The sequence below is a fragment of the Henriciella sp. genome, from assembly GCF_029937755.1.
Lineage (GTDB): Bacteria > Pseudomonadota > Alphaproteobacteria > Caulobacterales > Hyphomonadaceae > Henriciella.
Genome location: NZ_JAPYPG010000011.1, coordinates 12,310 through 29,551 on the forward strand (window position 1 = coordinate 12,310; position 17,242 = coordinate 29,551).

The following is a 17,242-nucleotide window of genomic DNA, read 5'->3' on the forward strand; positions in this document are numbered from 1 at the left end:
AGCGTGTCTGACGCCCCGTCGCCTCCGTCCGGGACCGGCCGTTCCGGTCTGTTCGACAGCCTGTCCGTCAGGCTTTTCCTCGTCACCATCCTTGCCATTCTACTGGTGGAGTTTCTCGTCTTCCTGCCAAGCGCGGCAAGTTACCGGGCCAACTGGCTGAACGAACGGGTCCAGGCCGCACGCATCGCCGCGCTTTCGCTGGAGGCCGCGCCGAGCCGGATGGTCTCTGAAGAGCTCTCCAACGAACTGCTCCAGCGCGCCGAAGTGCTGGCTGTGGCGGAGCTGAGCGATGACATGCGCGAACAGATCCTCCCGCCCGCCATGCCGCTGGAAGGCCCGAAGAAGCAGGTCGACCTGATGGAAGAAGGCATGATGGGGTCCATCGAAGAGACCTTCGCCACATGGGCGGCACCTGATGGCCGCGTACTGATCATCCGTGCCATGGGCTCAGGGCCCGGCAAGGTGCTTGAGATTGTCGTACCGGAAGCGCCCCTGAAGAAGGGCCTGATCGCCTTCGGCTGGCGCATCCTTGGCCTGTCGCTGCTGATTTCGCTTTCGGCCGGGACAATCATCTATCTGCTGCTCTTCTTCCTCGTCGTGCGCCCGATGCAGCGGGTCACCGCCTCTGTCGTGCAATTCCAGCAGGACCCGGCCGCCTGGACCAAACGTCTGTCGGCCACCCCGCGCCGCGACGAGATCGGGCGCGCCCAGAACGCGCTGGCTGACATGGAAAGCGCGGTCTCCGACACGCTGCGCCAGCGCGAACGGCTCGCCCTGCTTGGGGAAGCGGTCGCAAAGATCAATCACGATCTGCGCAATACGCTGGCCACGGCGCAGCTTGCCTCCGATGCGCTCTCGACCTCCGATGACCCCCGTGTCCAGCGGGCCGTGCCACGGCTTGAGCGGGCGCTGGAACGCGCCATCAAACTCGCCAGCGAGACGCTGAAATATGGCCGCTCCAATACGCCCATGCCCCGCATCCAGACGATCAGCCTTCACGCGGCCGCGGATGAGGCCGCAGCAGAAGCGCTTGGCCCCCATCCCGGTATCCACTTCAGCAACGACATTCCCGAAACGCTGCAGGGAGAGGCTGACCCGGACCATCTTCACCGCATTCTCGCCAACCTCATGCGCAATGGCGCTGAGGCGCAGCAAGGAGAGGGCGACATCCTGATCCGCGCGGGGGAAACGGGGCTGGAGGTCTGCGACAGCGGACCCGGCCTGCCGAGGAAGGCGCAGGAGAACCTGTTCAAGCCGTTTGCAGCCTCATCGCGCCGCGATGGTTCCGGCCTCGGCCTCTCCCTGTCGCGTGATCTCGCCCGCTCGATGGGCGGTGAGCTTGAGCTGATAGAGACCGGGCCGGACGGCACCTGCTTCCGGCTGGTGCTGCCTTAGTCCTGAGGCAGGATCGCCTTCGCGACGCCTTCACGACGTGGATCGGCGCCGCCTTCGAGGCCCTTGTCCCGCACGACAATGACATGCAGGCCGGAATTCTCCCCGCTGCGCTCCTCGACCGGATAGCCCATGGCTGACAGGACATCCGCCCATTCCTGGCCTTTGGGAACATCGACCTCGACACCGACGGACTTTCCGCGCGCAATCACGTTCGGAAGGTTGATCGCGTCCTGTGCGGTGAGATTCCATTCCAGAACGCCAATGATGGTCTTGGAAACGTAGGCCACGATTGAATTGCCGCCGGGCGAACCGGTCACCATGAGCAGGTCACCGGCCTTGTCGAAGACGATGGTTGGCGACATGGACGAGCGCGGGCGCTTGCCGGCGGCCGGGGCGTTGGCCACCAGCTTGCCATTGATGCGCGGCTGGCGGGAAAAGTCGGTCAGCTGGTTGTTGAGCAGGTAGCCATTGACCATGCGCGAGTCGCCAAAGGCGGACTCCACCGTCGCCGTCATAGAGACGGCATTGCCATACGGGTCGACAATGGAGATGTGCGTCGTGCCGGCCTTCTCGTCCGTCATGTCGCGGCCCCAGATCCCCAGCATCGGGCCACGGCCAAGCACCTCGCCCGGATCGCCGGGCTGCGGTGTGGCATCCATGGCCCCGCCCTGTCCGGCGCGGGCATCGAGATAATCCGGATTGATCAGGTCCTCGCTCGGCACCTGCACGAAATCGGCGTCGCCGACATAATAGTCGCGGTCGGCATAGGCGAGGCGCTGGGCCTCGACCCAGGCGAGCAGAACGTCTTCCTCTGCCAGGTCTCCACCGACCGGCAGCATGCGGTTATAGAGCCCGTAGATCATGTTCTGCGTGATCCCGCCCGAAGAGGGCGGCGGCGCCGAACAGATACGCACCGCCTTGTGCTCGCCGCAGAGGGCCGGACGGGTCTTCACCTTATAGCCGGCCAGATCCTCGACCGTCATGGCACCGGGCAGCGGATCTGCGCTGAGCGCCGCAACAATCGCCTTGGCATTGTCGCCGGTATAGAAAGCGTCCGGGCCCTCTTCGGCCACCGCACGCAGCGTTGCAGCATAATCGGGATTATCGCGCACGAAGCCGACCTGCAGCGGCTCGCCATCGGGATAGAAATAGGCCGCGCTCGTTTCATGATCGTCAAGCTGCATCGCCCCGCGCAGGCGCTCATTCGCGAGCAGGCCGGCCAGGCGCGGGGACACTTCAAAGCCTTCTTCCGCAAGGCTGATCGCCGACTGGAAGAGCTTTGCCCAGTCGGCCTTGCCCTCAGCCTCGTGGGCCGTCTTGTAGAGGGCGATCATGCCCGGCACGCCCGCAGAGCGGCCAGACTGCCAGGCGGTGACATAGTCCAGCACCTCGCCATCCTCGATAAACAGGTTTTCGTCAGCCGCCATCGGCGCTGTCTCGCGTCCGTCGAAGACAGTCAGCCGGTCATCCTCGAAGTCGTAATAGACCATGAAGGCGCCGCCCCCGATGCCGGAGCTCTGAGGCTCGACAAGACCGAGCACAGTGTGCACCGCAATCGCGGCATCGACCGCCGTGCCGCCCTCCTCCAGCACATCGAGCCCGGCCTGCACGGCGCGCGGATCGGCCGCCGCCACCATGCCGCCCTTGGTCCACTCCCGTACCGGCGCGCTCGTCTCTTCAGACGGCTGCGTATCGCCCCCGGCGGGCGCAGACGGTTCGGGCTGGCAGGCCGGCAGGGCGAGCAGCATGGTCAGGGCGGGTAGGAAAAATCGCGGTTTCATGCTTGGGCGCATATCCTGTTTTGTGGTTCAACGCGGACAGACTAGACATTCAGCGCTCAGATAAAAGGTGGTTTTCTTCACATGTCACGACCCGGACCGCGAAACCTGATTACGGATGTGCCTGGAATTTCTGTCGGCAATGCCGAAGACCGCGGCGTGTTGACCGGCACGACGGTGATCGTCGCCGACGCCCCGGCAACAGCGGCCTGCTCGGTCGCTGGCGGCGGGCCCGGCACGCGCGAAACCGACCTCTTGCGCTCCGACATGATGGTCGAGCAGGTCGACGCCATCGTCCTCTCCGGGGGCAGCGCCTACGGGCTCGCCGCCGCCGATGCGGTTGCCACGAAGCTCGGTGCGATGGGCCGTGGTTTCGGTCTGAAGGATCTGCCCGGTGTGCCGAAAACCCCGATCGTCCCGGCGGCCATCCTCTATGACCTGGCCAATGGCGGCGACAAGGGCTGGGGGGACGCCCCGCCCTATCGCGCACTCGGCGAGGAAGCCTTCGAGAACCGGGCCGCAAGCTTCCCGCTCGGCAATGTCGGCTGCGGCCTCGGGGCGAATGCGGGCGCGCATGCCGGCGGGCTCGGCTCGGCCTCGCTGAAGACCAATGACGGCATCACGATGGGCGCGATTGCCGGCGTGAACTGCTTCGGCTCTGTCTTCATGCCGGGCACGACCTGTTTCTGGGCCTGGCCCTTCGAACTCGACGGCGAGTTTGGCGGTCATCGTCCGGGTCCGGATTATGACTGCGATCCGGAGGAATGGGGCGACGCAAAGATGAACCCGCAGCCGGGCCAGAACACCACCATCGCCTGCATCGCGACCGATGCCGCGCTGACCCCGTCGCAGGCCCAGCGCGTGGCGCAGATGGCGCTGTCAGGCTTCTCGCGCGCCATCCGTCCGGTCTTCGCGCCCTTCGATGGCGACGCGCTTTTCGTGCTCTCGACCGGCAAGGTCCCGCTGGAGGACCCAACCCCGATACAGCTTGCGCGCATGGGTGAACTTGCCGCCTCGACCCTTGCCCGGGCCATCGCGCGCGGGGTATATGAAGCAGATCAGAAGAGTGCAGCATAAGCGCTTGCATCGGGAGCGGTGCCCCGCTATGTGTCCGCCCTCGAAACGGAGCACCCGTAGCTCAGCTGGATAGAGCACCAGACTACGAATCTGGGGGTCAGAGGTTCGAATCCTCTCGGGTGTGCCATTTTCCGATTTCCTGAAAGCGTCAGCTTGCGCCGCCGTCTCCGTGCCGGGGGCCGAGCGAGTGCAGGAATTCCCGTGCATCGCCCTTGAGGCCGTCGAGGCAGCCCACGGCGCGGATCATCTCCGCTTCATCGGCAGGCTTGATCGGATCGGTCAGGGAATATTCGAGCCAGGCCTGTACCACGGCAAAGAGTTCCCGGTTGAGATCGAAGAGATAATTGTCACCATCCGCATGCGAAACGAGGCCGCCCGGCATACCGGCGTGGCTGACATAGGTGCTCTGGATCCTGAAACACATGAGCTATCCTCTTCAGCCTAAACTAACAGAGAACGCAGCCTGACCGAACCGGTAATCTTGGCTAATCCGTAGAAATACCGAGGATCGCACCCAATTCAGGGCCTCATTTGTGCCGTCCCGGCTAGCTAGATGGCATCGCCCGGCGTGATCTGCGCGATCACATGGCGGATGGTCAGGAAGAGGCGCATCACGGTGGCGACCAGCAGGGTGCACACCGCGACGGTTAGCCAGAACATCACTTCATACATGTAGAGATACCAGCCTTTGGGCATCTTCTCGAACTCACCGGCCGGCAGGACGAGCAGCAATAGCAGGATCACCGCGCCAACCAGGCTGATCGTCGACAGCCAGGCGACCTCCGAAATGCTCTTATAGGCATCGGCATCGAAATTGGCGTCCGAATTCCGGAGCAGGCCGAGCAGGGTCAGCATCAGGGCGAGCGTGGTTGCGGCCGCCCCCGCAATCGCCGAGCCGAGATAGAGGCCGGTCTGGGTCAGCGCCTGGATGAGATTGGTCGCCTCGGCCTCGCTATAGACCTCACCGATCGCAAAGCGCGCGCCGATGCCGATCAGCACGATCAGGCCGGTCGTGGAGAATATCGCCCAATGCTTCACGCCGGCCCCCGGCGCGGACGCGTCCCATGCGTGCACGTGAATGACATGTCATATCAAAGGCATGGGCGGCGACTTCGTTCCCTCAGGCGATTGTCGCCGCGGCGGCGTCATCACCTGAATCTCCTGCAACCTCGGAACGCGGCGTTGACCGGGCCGTTTTCCTATCAAGCAGATAATCAGGAGAAAACGACCATGTCCGATCACACATCGCTCGAGACATTCAGGCAGGCCTTTGCCGACTTTTCCGACAAGACCGTCAGCGTCTATGTGCCCCGTCCCGCCGTCGAGATTGGCGGCGAGAAGTGGCGCATCCTGCGCAAGAACGTCGTCGACGCCGTCGAGAAACATGCCCCGCAGGCCAAATTCATCCTGCAGCGGCTGGAAAGTTTCGAACTGCCGGACTTCCGCGCCAATGGCATCGCCCTTTTCGATGATGGCAAGCACCAGCGCATGGCGCACCTCAATGCCCGTCCTGTCGCCTCGATCACGACAGATGAGCCGCCCTTCATCCTGCCGCTCCTGGCCGACTTCCAGAGCCGCGAGACCCATTGGGTGCTCTTTGTCGCGCGCGACGAGCCGAAGCTGTTTCTCTATCAGGGCGGCCATGTGAAGGACATGACGGACCGCCTCGACGCGCCGAAATACCGTTCGGTCGAAGCGCGTCGTCACGTGCATGACGATGTCTTCTTCCATTCCGCCTCACGCGGGTCGGCCAGCAACCGTGAAGGCGAAGCCGCCTATCACGCGCTTGGCACGGGTTCGGATGAGGAACGCGACAAGACCAATCGCGCCTTCTATGAGGACGTCGCCAATGCTGCCGACCTTGCGCTTCCGCCGCAGACGAAGACGCTGCACGTCATCGGCGAGGAGGCCACAGTGGGGCACTTTGCCCAGGTCATGGAGCATGGCCGTTTCGACGTCGTGCAACACCATGCCGGTGGCGAGCACGAGGTCGAACAGCACATCAAGGAAGCGTTTGGAAAGGAGCCGGTCACTGAAGGCCAACTGCCGGAAGGCAAGAACCTGCCGGACCTGCAGGATGCCGCGAAGACCGGCCAGCTCGGCACGCTCTACCTGCCGCTGGAACACGCCCTGCTCGAGGAAATGCATGATCAGGCCGACGAGCATGTGAAGTTCCGCGAGTTCGCACATGAGAGCGACGAGGCCGAAGAGAACCGGACCGCCGTTCTCGCGCTGGCGAACGGCGCCGAGATCAGCTGGTATGCCGCGCATGACCATGACGCGGTCGCTGAACCCCGCGCCGACCTGCGCTGGTAACAAAACGATAAAATGGGGTGCGTGTATTAACCGTTTCGCGCACCCCAAATCGTAATAGTAATTACACAATACGGGAATCGAATACTCACAGCACACGGAGTATCCGATCAATTGTCAGGCGAATTCGCCCTGATGATCTCTTTACCCGCGCGAAGAAATCCCCTTTAACGGTGCGATGGTTAACGGCCATAGGTGGGGAATATGTTCGGGTTAGAGTTTTCGTCGCGACGGGGTGTCGTCAGTCTTGTGCTGACATCGTCAATTATCGCTTTTGCAGCGTGTGAAAGTGCGCCTGCACAGACAACCACAACAGCAAATGCTGCAGCAGGATGCACCGAATGGGCGGCTCCGCCGGGATCTGCCTCGGCTGTGGCCAGCCAGTGCAGTGACCGGGCCGACGATTCCGACATTTCCGGGCGCGAGGCTGCGCTCGCCTACTACCATGCCACCGTCGCCTACAACACGCAGGGCGATCACGCCGCCGCAGCCAACATGGCGCAGCGCTCCTTCAGCGAACTCTCCAATAATGACAGCTGGCTGACCTCTCCGCCCTCATCCCTCTCGGACAGGGCGCGGGACGCATGGCTCAGCCAGCGCCGCCAGTTCCAGCTTGACCGCCTTGTGCAGAGCGCGAAGGCCTATAAAGGCCTCGCCGAGAGCTTCGGCACCGCCGGGGCGACCTCTTCATCGGCGGCCTGCACCAGTCGCAATGACTGCCTGTCGCGAGCCATAGACCGGCTGCGCGAAGGTGAATCCATTGCCGCCGGGCTTGCCGGGGGCGGGACCGTCGCGCGCGCGCCGGCCTATGACGATTATTACCTGATGCTGGCGGAGCTCTATCAGGCGCGTGCCAATGCCGCCGACATCGAACCGGCGATCCGCGCCTATCAGTCTGTCGCCTCCAGCCCGCTCACCAGCGGCCAGGCCGCCTCGGCCCGGGCGAAACTCGCCACGATGACGACCAGCCTTGGCCAGGAGGCCGCAAAGAAGCCGACAGCCTCTGATGCCGCCCAGGCGATCCGTTATTTCAACATTGCCCGCGAAGCGGAGCCGAAGAATGTCGATGCCATTCTTGGCCTCGCCCAGGTCCAGCTTCGACTCGGCGGCAGCAGCAATGACGTCGCCCAGCTTCGCAACGCGGAAAGCACCTTCACCGAAGCGCTGGCGCTTGCAGGAACGGATGCCCGCAAGGCTGCTGCCTACTCCGGTCGCGGGGCCGCGCGCGACGCACTGGCAAGCCTGACCGGCAGCTCCCGCGAAGGTGCTATCGAAGACTATGCAGCCGCCTCACAGCTGGCCAACTCCGCCGACACTTTCCTGCTGCTCGCCAGCGCCTGCGGCGACCGGGGAGACTGGAGCTGCGCCGACGAGAACTACACCAAGGGCATCGACCGGCTGAAAGCCGAAGGCGCCCCGGCGGCCCGCCTGTCCGAAACGTTGATTGCGCACGCCAATGTGCGCGCCGAGATGCCCGCCTATAATGCCGGCAGCGTCCGTGCCCTGCTCCAGCAGGCCGTCAACACCAACCCGGCCTCGCCGGATGCCGTGATGGCATTGGCCCGCCATGACATGAAAGCCGGGAACTGGGCGGACGCCGAAGCCGGCTTCAAGCGGCTGGTCGCGACCAGTGTGGCCGGGGCCGATACCTACAAGGCCGAAGCCTATTCCGAGCTGAGCAAGCTGACCGCCGCCCGGCCCGGCGGCGACCTTGCACAGGCCATCGATTATGCCGACGAGGCGGTAAAGCTCGACAGCGCCGATCCGGTCTATCGCCGCCAGCTCTGCCTCGCACGCATCTATCGCGGCGCCAGCAGCGTCACCTCCAGCAAGTTCGCCGGCACCTGCGCACTGGGATCCAGCGCAGAATCCGGCCTGCTCCAGGCGATGTTCGAGATGCGCAAGGCGCAGTATTCGAGCACCAATGGCGCCGCTTCCATCCGCCGGGACGCCCGCGACCATATCAACAGCGCGCTCGACCGCGTGACGCCCGGCGCAAGGATCGACTTCGACTGGCCGGCCAAGACGAGCCAGCCGCCCGTGAAGACGCAGGCCGTCCTGCTCTATCTGCGCGAAGCGACGCTCGCCTGCGGCGGCAACTACACCTTCAACCCGCCGCAGACCGACGGGATCACGTCGGCCGATTATGCAGCGGCCCGCACCTTCCTGGACTTCTACAAGTCCCGGCTGTGCACCTGAGACAGGGACGGCGCCATGAAGACACGTAATGATTTGGGATCACCAGGAGGCGACCATGTCTAGCCAATCCGGAAACGCACCGGTTCTGTACGAAGATCGCACACTCTTCCCTCAGCCGGTGCATGAACGCCAGCAGGAACCGCCGCCGCGCACCGGCCTCTCGGCCATGGGCGTCATTGTTGTGGCCATCCTCGCTGCAGCCGTCGCAGGCGCCATCGTCTGGTTCGCCTCACAGTCGACGGGGGGCAGTACGGCCAGCACCACCACGGCTCAACCAAGCGAAGACTTCATTGCCCTCCAGAAGGAGAATGAGCGCCTCGCCGGGGTCATCGAGGAGTTCCAGGAGAACCAGGCGCAGCAGAAAATCGACAACTACGAAACCCGGATCGCCGAACTGGAAGCCACGGTCGACAATTTCGGCGCCTATGGCCGGCTGGCTGAACTGGAGCAGAAGATCGCTGCCCAGAAGGCCGAGATCGAGCGCCTGCTGGCCCAGCCGGAACGCCAGCGCATGCCCGCCAGCGCCCGCGAAATCCCGGAGCTGGAGAACGATACCGCCTGGGTCTCGCGCGTCGAGGACGAGCTGGAAGACTATCTGAAAATTCTGGAAGACCGGGTCGAATGGGTCGCTTCCTGGCCGGCCCGCAACCCGCCGCCGCCCTGCTCCGACCCGGAAAACTGCTGAAGGATATATGCCATGAGCGATGTGAAAATTCTGTTCGGAAACGAAGACAGCACCGAGCCGGAGAAATCTGCAGAATCCTTCCCGGATATCTCCAAGCTTGAGCAGGAGTTCAACGAGAACAGCGAGTCCGACTGGACGATCCCGGAGGCTTTCCTCTGCCTGCTGCTCGAAGCAGCCTTTGCCGACGGCACGCTCGCGCCGGAAGAGCGCGAGGAGATCGCCGCGCTGGTCAAACGCTCACGCACGATGAAGCGGCTGAGCCCGCAGCAGATGGCGGCGGTGAACCAGACGGTCAACGAGCGCATGCGCGAGCGCAAGGAGGGCCTGCGCGAAGCCTGCCTCGCCTTGCCGGTCGACATGCGGCTTTCGGTCTATGCCCATTGCGTGGACATCGTCCTTGCCGACCGCCAGCTGCGCGAGACCGAGGAAGATTTCCTCAACCGCATTGCTGAAATCATGCATCTGGACCCGGACATGAGCACGGCGATCCGCCGCGTCATGCTGATCAAGAACCGCTATTAGGGGGCCGAATGGCCGCTGGCGCCGCGTCAGCCCTTGGACTGAGCGCTGACGCACGCTACCTTGTTGGGCAGAGACCGGAGATCTGTGCCCCATGTTCCTGAAATTCTTCAATGAACTGCGCGAGCAGAAAGTCCCTGTCACGCTCAGGGAGTACCTCACCCTGCTCGAGGCGATGGACAAGGATGTCATCGGCATGGATGTCGAGGACTTCTATTACCTGTCGCGTTCGGCGCTGGTGAAGGATGAACGCAATCTCGACAAGTTCGACCGCGTCTTCTCGCACGTCTTCAAGGGCCTCGATTCCCTTCAGGATGCCGTCGATGTGCAGGACATTCCCGAGGAATGGCTGCGCAAGATGTCGGAAAAATTCCTGACCAAGGAAGAGATGGACGAGATCGAGGCCATGGGAGGCTTCGAGAAGCTCATGGAGACGCTGAAACAGCGCCTCGAAGAGCAGAAGGAACGCCATGAGGGCGGCAACAAGTGGATCGGCACGGGCGGCACCTCGCCCTTCGGCGCCAATGGCTACAACCCGGAAGGCGTTCGCATCGGGCAGGAAAAGTCCCGTCACCGCCGCGCGGTGAAGGTCTGGGACAAGCGCGAATTCAAGAATTACGACGACAGCGTCGAGCTCGGCACCCGCAATATCAAGGTCGCGATGAAACGCCTGCGCAAATGGGCGCGCGACGGGGCTGACGAGGAACTCGATCTCGACCAGACGATCCGCAACACCGCCAAGCAGGGCTATCTCGACATCGAGATGCGCCCGGAAAAGCGCAACACGGTCTCGGTGCTCCTGCTCATGGATGTCGGCGGCTCGATGGACCCGCATGTGCGCACCATGGAGGAGCTGTTCTCCGCGGCGCGCTCTGAGATCAAGAACCTCGAATACTTCTACTTCCACAACTGCCCCTATGAGGGCCTCTGGAAGGACAATCGCCGCCGCATGAATGAGCGCATCCCGACCTGGGACGTGCTCCACAAATACCCCTCCGACTACAAGGTCATCATTGTCGGCGACGCCACGATGAGCCCGTATGAGATCACCTATGCGGGCGGCTCGGTCGAGCACTGGAACGAGGAAGCCGGCGGCGTCTGGATCCAGCGCTTCGTGGAGCAGTTCCCGGATCTGGTCTGGCTCAATCCGGTCAAGTCCGGCGCGTGGGACTATACCGGCTCGATCAAGCTCATCAACGAACTCATCGGCCCCGGCCGCATGTTCGAGCTGACCATCAAGGGCCTGGAAGACGCGATGAAGGAACTCAGCCGGTAAAGGCCCGTCATCCTGTCGCGAGATAGATAAAAAAGCGCGCCAGCTGCCCTCCCCGAAACCTGTCAGTTGGCTCCGGAAACGACCGGAGCCGATAACGACCCAGGGGGAGGACTATCGTGATCCGCTATCTGAAAATCGTATTCGTCATTCTCGTCGGGCTTCAGGGCCTGTTCTACTTCATCTCGAACGCGGTGAATTTCGAATATGCACAAGGCGCTGTCGGCGCCGTGCTGGGCCAGGCCGACAGTCCGGCCTACCCGAATCTCGTCATTCCGGCGATTGAATCGCCTGCGCTTGTCACTGTTGCGCTCATTGTCATCATGGCGGGCGAACTGCTTGTCGGACTGGTCTGCTTCAAGGGGGCCTTCGACATGCACAAGGCCGCCGGCGCGCCGGCAGAACAGTTCAACGCCTCGAAGAAATGGGCTGTCCTCGGCTGCGGGATCGCGATCATCGTCTGGTTTGGCTTCTTCCAGGTCTTCGGCGCCGCGCTGCTGCAGATGTGGCAGAGCCAGGTCGGGATCGGCTCATTCGAAGGCGCCTTCATGTATCATGGCGCAAGCGCGCTCGTCCTTCTCTTCCTGAACCAGAGAGACGACTGACGCCCCTCACCTGACCGCTTAGTTTCAAAGGGGTCCTTGAGGTTTACACGCGCGCGCCTAGTGTCTTCGAAAACAATGTCAGGAGGAGAGCCATGGCGCGCGCGAAAACCAATGGAATCGAGATCGAGTACATGGAATTCGGATCGAAGGACGATCCGCTCATGCTGCTCGTGTCCGGTTTCTCCGGGCAGCTGACGCGCTGGTCGCAGGCTTTTATCGACGGGCTGGTCGATGCCGGGCGCCGTGTCGTCGTCTTCGACAATCGCGATATCGGTCTCTCGACCGAGTTCACAAACGAGGTCCCGCCCGCGCCGAAGGACATCGTGAAGGGTATCGCCGCCGGCGAAGCGATGCATGAGAAAGTGCCCTACATACTCGACGACATGGCCGCTGATGCCGCCGGCCTGATCGAGGCGCTTGGCGCTGACAAGGCAGATGTGCTCGGCGCGTCCATGGGCGGGATGATCGTGCAGCTGATGGCGCTCAACCACCCGGACCGTGTCCGCACATTGATCCCGGTCATGACCACCTCCGGCGCCCCCGGCCTGCCGCAGGCCGATCCTGAAGCCCAGGCCGCACTCACCGCCGTACCCGAGATGCGCACCGCTGAGGTGATCGGGGATCTCGCCATCCAGTCGCGCAAGGCTATCGGCTCGGTCGAGGGCATCCGCGATACCGATCCGGATATCCGCGCCGCCGCCATGGCCGATTTCAACCGCTCCGACCGGCCGATGGGTGTGGCCCGGCAATACGCTGCTATCCTCGCCCAGCCGCGCTGGCATGAGCGCCTCTCCGGCATCAAGCATCCGACCCTCGTCCTGCATGGCGGCGCCGACCCGCTGATCAAGCCTGATTGCGGGCGCGACATCGCCGACCGCGTGCCGGGCGCCGAGATCGAGATCATCGACAAATGGGGCCACGATCTGCCGCAGAAGATGGTCCCGGTCCTGCTTAACCGGATCGTCCCCTTCCTCGGCAAGCACGTGCCGGAAGAGGCGCGCGCCGACGCCGGCTGAACGGATGACCCTTGAGGCGATCGACAAGGACCTCTGGCTGGCTGAAGGCCCGGTGGTGGATTTCCACGGTTTCCCCTATCCGACGCGGATGGTCGTGGTCCGCCTGCCGGACGGGACGCTGTGGGTCTGGTCGCCCATCGAGCTAACCGATGCGCTGAAAAGCGAGGTCGAGGCCCTCGGCCCGGTCGCGCACCTCGTCAGCCCGAACGCGATCCACTACCTGTTTCTCGGCCAGTGGCACCACGCCTGGCCCGAGGCAAAGCTCTGGGGACCGGCCGCGACGATAAAGAAGTGCAAGGACCTGCCTTTCGAAGCGGCGCTGGAAGACACCCCGCCAGAGGCCTGGCAAGGCGTCATCAGCCAGGCCTGGTTTCGCGGCTCCTTCTTCATGGATGAGATCGCTTTCCTGCATGAGCCGACGCACACCGCCATCTTTGCCGATCTGTCGGAGCATTTCAGCGAGGGCTTTCTCAAACGCCACTGGAAAGGCTGGCAGCGCTGGATTGCGGGTCTCTGGGGCATCACCGAAGGCAAGGGCCACGCGCCACTGGAGTGGCGGCTGTCCTGGTGGAACCGCGAGCCGGCCCGCCGCGCGATCGCCAGGATCATCGCTGCAAAGCCCCGGCGCGTGATCATGGCGCATGGCGAATGGGTCGATGAGGATGCAGGCCTCTTCTTGCGCCGCGCTTTCTCATGGCTGATCAAGGACTGAAGGATTTATCCCATGACTGACGCCGTCATTACAGACCGCGACGATGACATCCTCACCGTCACCATCAATCGTCCGCAGGCCCGCAATGCCGTCGACCGTGACACCGCGCAGGCGCTGTATGACACCTTCAAGGCTTTCGATGGCGATGACGCACTGTCGGTCGCCATCCTGACCGGCGCGGACGGGAATTTCTGCGCCGGGGCCGATCTCAAGGCTGTCTCTGAAGGCCGGGGCAATGTCACGACACCCAAGGGCGATATGGGCCCGATGGGGCCGAGCCGGTTAAGCCTGTCGAAGCCTGTCATTGCGGCGGTCGAGGGCTATGCGGTGGCCGGCGGGCTGGAACTGGCGGCCTGGTGCGACCTGCGTGTGGCCTCCGAGACCGCGCGCTTTGGCGTCTTCTGCCGGCGCTTCGGCGTGCCGTTGATCGATGGCGGGACCATCCGCCTGCCGCGCCTGATCGGCCAGTCGCATGCCATGGACATGATCCTGACCGGCCGGGAAGTCGGCCCCGACGAGGCGATGGCGATGGGGCTGGCCAACCGGCGCGCGCCTGCGGGCGGCGCGCTGGAGGCAGCAAAAGACCTCGCCCGCCAGATCGCCGGTTTCCCGCAGCTCTGCATGCGCACCGACCGCCGCTCCGCACTCGATCAGTGGAGCCTCGATGAGGAAACCGCACTGAGAACGGAAATCACCGGCGGGATGGACGTGATCCGCTCAGGTGAAACCGTCGAGAGCGCCAGCGCCTTCAAGTCCGGCAAGGGCCGGCACGGCGCGTTCTAGCGAAGCTTCTTCGTTTCAAAGATACCCGTATTCACGAAATTGGGTATCTCGTCCGGATTGAAGGGATTTTGGCCAACATTGTAGTTTCGGGCCTCGAAGGTGCCTTCGGTACCTCGACCGCCTCTCACAGCGCGAGAGCGACTCTCGACAACATCAAAAGTCTGGGCCCGGCTGTCTTCATCATAATAGATCGTCACCATACGTGACCGGAACGTTGTTGCCGTTGGCGAGTCCCAGATACCCATCGAGTCGCTGCGAGCGTTCGGAGACGCATTGTTATCGGCAGTCTGTGCTGTCCCGTCTGCGTTCACCATCACCAGCTGACTGGAATTACAGGTGGTCACGAATCCGGCATCGAGGATGTCCTGGCAAGGTGTGCCGTCGATGAACTCGACCGTATAATCGGAGAAATATACACCGACAAATGGACCAGGCTCTGCTCCACTGTTCTGAGCTGACGCAGCGACACTCCATGCACTGGATACAAGGCCTGCCGCCACAATACTTTTGCAGATCATAGTTCCCTCCCTTTTTATTGAGAGTGGAATTGATGCCACTTCAGGTAATTTCGGCAAGTAAATTTTAGGCGACGAAGGCTGCTTACCAGCCGCCACCGCCGCCGCCGCCACCGCCGCCGCCAGAAAAGCCACCGCCGCCTGCCCCGGATGAGGAGGAGCTTTGCGGCATCGAGCTCGACACCGCCGAACTCATCGTTGAGACCATCGCCTTGTTCATGCTCGAGAAGCTTGAATGGCGGCCCATATGGCTCCAGCCCGGATTGTAGGCCGCTGCCTCTTGCGGGAGCACTTTCTCGAAATGCTCCGTCCACGGCTTCTCAACGCCGAGCGCGATGGCATAGGGCAGGAAGGTCTCGTAGCGCTCCACCGTCATCGGCGGCTCCTGGCCGGAGCCGACCTCGGCCACATTCAGCTGCAGCTTCTCAGCCTTTTCAAGGTAGAGTTTGAAGCCCTCGATCTCGGTGCGGACATCCTGGCCCTTCGGCGTCGGGGCGGGCATCAGGTACATGAAAACGCCATTCATCAGGACGATCGCAAGGACGAGCCCGAACAGGACCGGGGACCAGCCTGTCGCCTGCACGATCGCCCAGACAATCGCTGCGCCTGACAGCACGACGGCAAAGATCGTGTAGCCGACATTCCATTTGAAATAGTCCGAACCGAACTTGCGCGACACACGCTTGCGGAAGCTCGAATAGGCGCTGGTGAAGTCCCTGTTGTACTTGTCGCCGAGCGTCACCGGCCCGTCGGCGAGCAGCTTGCGGTCGAGCAGCGCCTCTTCGCCAGCGAGCGCGGCCTCACTGCCGGGTTTTGGCGTCAGCACCGTCTTCTTCTTGTCCCCGGCATCGATATCAACACGGCCCTTGATGCCAAGATTGACCAGCGTCGCGATCAGCGCGTCATGGTCATGGAATCCGCGATGGTAGATGTGGTGCACGGCCGCCGGGGAATAGCCCTTCGGCGCCTCATAGCGCGGGAAGACCGGGCCTTTGGGCGGATCGACGCCCACCGACCGCCACGACCGGTAAAGGAAATAGAAGACCCCGACCAGCGACGCCAGCAGAATGACAACGGCGCCGTAACGTTGCCACCAGAGCCATGTCTTGTCCGACATGCTTGGCGGATCGATGACGCCTTTCGGGAACGTCAGGGAGATCGACAGCCCCTCTTCCACGCCCAGTGGCTCGGTGGTCTCGAAGACATAAGCGTCCCCGTCCCGGCTGAACCGATAGGCCGACCCGGGGTCGCCATATCCGCCGGTATAGCCGTTCTGCTCAAGCAGCTCAGCGCCTTCCGGCAGCGTCACGCGCGCGGTCGCCACGAGGATCGGGAAATTCCAGTAACTGCCGGTGACGTTCCAGAATAGCTCGTCAAACGCTTCGCCGTAGCGAACCTCGTTCTTCACGCGGTAGCGCAGGACATAGGCATGCTCGCCACGCGACAGGAAAACATCCTCGTCACCAATGCGGATACGCCAGGCATTACCAACCGTGTCGGTGTCATAAGGCTCCTTCTCGCCATCGCGCTGGATCGAGAGGATGTCGTAGTCATAGCGAAGCTTGTCGCCGTCATTCATGAAATAGCGTGGCAGGTCGCGGAAGATACCGCGCCGGATCCGGTTACCTTCGGCCGTGACCGTGATCGTCTCAGTGACGAGGATGTCGCCATCCTGCTCGACCTCGATGCTGACATCGAAGCGGTTGATAAGCTCCTGCGCCGCGGCGCCGAGCGACAGGAGCGCGGCAGCAAGACAGGCGATCAGCAGTCGCACCATCAGGCCGTGCCTCCGAACTCGACATCGGGCAGCGCGCGTTCGGAGGTCTCGATCTCGAAGAACTCAGCCTGACGAAAACCAAACGGCCCGGCGACGAGATTGGACGGGAAGCTCTCGATCAGCGTGTTCATCTCGCGCACGGCACCATTATAGAAGCGACGCGCCATCTCGATCTTGGTCTCTGTATCGGACAGCTCCTCCTGCAGCTGGCGGAAATTGTCGCTGGCCTTGAGGTCGGGATAGGCTTCGGCCACCGCCATCAGCTTGCCGACCGGCCGCGACAGTTCGCTCTCGGCGGCGCCCCGCGCCTTTGCATCGTCTCCGGCCTGCTGGGCCTGGGCGCGCTTGGCAGTCACCTCCTCGAAGAGCTGGCGCTCATGCGCGGCATAGCCCTTCACCGTCTCGACCAGGCTCGGGATGAGATTGGCCCGGCGCTTCAGCTGCACGTCGATATCGGCCCAGCCATTGCGGACCATCTGGCGCTTGCCGACGAGCAGGTTGTAGACGACGATGAGGCCGATGAGCGCAACAAGCGCGATCACGCCAATGACAATCAGTGCAACCATCGCAGGTCCCCTCGTCTCCGCTGGTGTCG

Annotated in this window: 17 protein-coding genes and 1 tRNA gene; 12 read left to right on the forward strand and 6 right to left on the reverse strand. The window is 63.1% G+C overall.

Annotated features, from left to right (window positions below; genetic code table 11):
- The first annotated feature begins 3 nt into the window (after positions 1 to 3).
- Positions 4 to 1,395, forward strand: a complete 1,392-nt coding sequence (locus Q1K29_RS17085) for a HAMP domain-containing sensor histidine kinase (protein WP_300396462.1) — start codon at positions 4 to 6, stop codon at positions 1,393 to 1,395.
- Here the strand turns inward: Q1K29_RS17085 and Q1K29_RS17090 are convergent.
- Complete coding sequence (locus Q1K29_RS17090) at positions 1,392 to 3,176, reverse strand: gamma-glutamyltransferase family protein (RefSeq protein ID WP_300396463.1); 1,785 nt, start codon at positions 3,174 to 3,176, stop codon at positions 1,392 to 1,394. The genes Q1K29_RS17085 and Q1K29_RS17090 overlap by 4 nt on opposite strands.
- Before the next feature lie 81 nt (positions 3,177 to 3,257).
- Between Q1K29_RS17090 and Q1K29_RS17095 the strand changes: the two genes are divergently transcribed.
- Both Q1K29_RS17095 and Q1K29_RS17100 read left to right on the forward strand, forming a co-directional pair.
- Positions 3,258 to 4,250: a P1 family peptidase gene (locus Q1K29_RS17095; protein ID WP_300396464.1), complete on the forward strand. Its 993-nt coding sequence runs from the start codon at positions 3,258 to 3,260 to the stop codon at positions 4,248 to 4,250.
- Positions 4,251 to 4,300: 50 nt separating this feature from the next.
- Positions 4,301 to 4,377: transfer RNA gene (locus Q1K29_RS17100), tRNA-Arg, on the forward strand.
- 21 nt (positions 4,378 to 4,398) lie between these two features.
- Here the strand turns inward: Q1K29_RS17100 and Q1K29_RS17105 are convergent.
- On the reverse strand, positions 4,399 to 4,674 hold the full coding sequence (locus Q1K29_RS17105) for a hypothetical protein (RefSeq protein WP_300396465.1): 276 nt from the start codon (positions 4,672 to 4,674) through the stop codon (positions 4,399 to 4,401).
- A gap of 125 nt (positions 4,675 to 4,799) precedes the next feature.
- Positions 4,800 to 5,324, reverse strand: a complete 525-nt coding sequence (locus Q1K29_RS17110; protein ID WP_300396466.1) for a hypothetical protein — start codon at positions 5,322 to 5,324, stop codon at positions 4,800 to 4,802.
- Between the two features lie 156 nt (positions 5,325 to 5,480).
- Between Q1K29_RS17110 and Q1K29_RS17115 the strand changes: the two genes are divergently transcribed.
- From Q1K29_RS17115 to Q1K29_RS17155, 9 genes are all read left to right on the forward strand, one after another.
- The gene (locus Q1K29_RS17115) at positions 5,481 to 6,566 is read left to right on the forward strand and encodes a hypothetical protein (RefSeq protein WP_300396467.1); all 1,086 of its coding nucleotides are present in this window, start codon (positions 5,481 to 5,483) and stop codon (positions 6,564 to 6,566) included.
- A gap of 369 nt (positions 6,567 to 6,935) precedes the next feature.
- The gene (locus tag Q1K29_RS17120; protein WP_300396468.1) at positions 6,936 to 8,762 is read left to right on the forward strand and encodes a tetratricopeptide repeat protein; all 1,827 of its coding nucleotides are present in this window, start codon (positions 6,936 to 6,938) and stop codon (positions 8,760 to 8,762) included.
- Positions 8,763 to 8,817: 55 nt separating this feature from the next.
- Positions 8,818 to 9,447, forward strand: coding sequence for a hypothetical protein (locus Q1K29_RS17125; RefSeq protein ID WP_300396469.1), 630 nt, complete (start codon positions 8,818 to 8,820; stop codon positions 9,445 to 9,447).
- A gap of 12 nt (positions 9,448 to 9,459) precedes the next feature.
- Positions 9,460 to 9,969 (forward strand): tellurite resistance TerB family protein, encoded by a 510-nt coding sequence (locus Q1K29_RS17130; RefSeq protein WP_300396470.1) that lies wholly within the window; start codon positions 9,460 to 9,462, stop codon positions 9,967 to 9,969.
- Between the two features lie 91 nt (positions 9,970 to 10,060).
- On the forward strand, positions 10,061 to 11,242 hold the full coding sequence (locus Q1K29_RS17135) for a VWA domain-containing protein (RefSeq protein WP_300396471.1): 1,182 nt from the start codon (positions 10,061 to 10,063) through the stop codon (positions 11,240 to 11,242).
- A gap of 116 nt (positions 11,243 to 11,358) precedes the next feature.
- Positions 11,359 to 11,844, forward strand: coding sequence for a DUF2165 domain-containing protein (locus tag Q1K29_RS17140; protein ID WP_300396473.1), 486 nt, complete (start codon positions 11,359 to 11,361; stop codon positions 11,842 to 11,844).
- 92 nt (positions 11,845 to 11,936) lie between these two features.
- Complete coding sequence (locus tag Q1K29_RS17145; RefSeq protein WP_300396475.1) at positions 11,937 to 12,860, forward strand: alpha/beta hydrolase; 924 nt, start codon at positions 11,937 to 11,939, stop codon at positions 12,858 to 12,860.
- Positions 12,861 to 12,864: 4 nt separating this feature from the next.
- Entirely contained in the window at positions 12,865 to 13,572 is a 708-nt protein-coding gene (locus Q1K29_RS17150; RefSeq protein ID WP_300396477.1) for a DUF4336 domain-containing protein, read from the forward strand.
- Positions 13,573 to 13,584: 12 nt separating this feature from the next.
- A complete protein-coding gene (locus Q1K29_RS17155) occupies positions 13,585 to 14,355 on the forward strand; it encodes a crotonase/enoyl-CoA hydratase family protein (RefSeq protein ID WP_300396479.1) in 771 nt (256 codons plus the stop codon).
- Here the strand turns inward: Q1K29_RS17155 and Q1K29_RS17160 are convergent.
- The 3 genes from Q1K29_RS17160 to Q1K29_RS17170 form a co-directional block, all read right to left on the reverse strand.
- Complete coding sequence (locus Q1K29_RS17160) at positions 14,352 to 14,873, reverse strand: hypothetical protein (protein WP_300396481.1); 522 nt, start codon at positions 14,871 to 14,873, stop codon at positions 14,352 to 14,354. The genes Q1K29_RS17155 and Q1K29_RS17160 overlap by 4 nt on opposite strands.
- Before the next feature lie 82 nt (positions 14,874 to 14,955).
- The gene (locus Q1K29_RS17165; protein ID WP_300396483.1) at positions 14,956 to 16,647 is read right to left on the reverse strand and encodes a DUF2207 domain-containing protein; all 1,692 of its coding nucleotides are present in this window, start codon (positions 16,645 to 16,647) and stop codon (positions 14,956 to 14,958) included.
- Positions 16,647 to 17,213 (reverse strand): LemA family protein, encoded by a 567-nt coding sequence (locus Q1K29_RS17170; protein ID WP_300396485.1) that lies wholly within the window; start codon positions 17,211 to 17,213, stop codon positions 16,647 to 16,649. Before Q1K29_RS17170 ends, Q1K29_RS17165 begins: the two co-directional genes overlap by 1 nt.
- Positions 17,214 to 17,242 lie beyond the last annotated feature (29 nt).